The following is a 447-nucleotide window of genomic DNA, read 5'->3' as shown; positions in this document are numbered from 1 at the left end:
TCAGCAATGATCAATAATGGCTTGCTTGCTTTAGCAACACTTTCCAGTACAGGAAGTAGCTCACGAATGTTAGAAACCTTCTTATCAACCAATAATATAAATGGGCTCTCAAGCTCTGCACTCATATTGTCCTGATTGTTGATAAAGTAAGGTGATAAGTAACCACGATCGAACTGCATACCTTCAACAACGGCTAGCTCATCTTCGAAGCCACTACCTTCTTCAACAGTGATAACACCTTCTTTACCTACTTTTTCCATCGCTTCAGCAATGATGCTACCAACAGAGCTATCGCTGTTTGCTGAGATTGTGCCTACTTGAGCAATCGCTTTAGTATCTTCACATGGACGAGCAAAGCCTTTAACCGCTTGAACTGCAACTTGCACACCTTTGTCGATGCCACGTTTCAGGTCCATTGGGTTCATACCCGCAGCAACAGCCTTCAAA

At 43.2% G+C, this 447-nt stretch carries 1 protein-coding gene; it reads right to left on the bottom strand.

What is annotated here, in order from left to right; translation table 11 throughout:
- On the bottom strand, positions 1-447 hold a 447-nt coding region (locus tag A3756_RS04465; RefSeq protein ID WP_304438856.1), incomplete at both ends, for a TCP-1/cpn60 chaperonin family protein.

Source organism: Oleiphilus sp. HI0086 (assembly GCF_001635225.1).
Note: the sequence above shows the minus strand (reverse complement) of the source record. Positions and strands in the feature narration are given on the sequence as shown.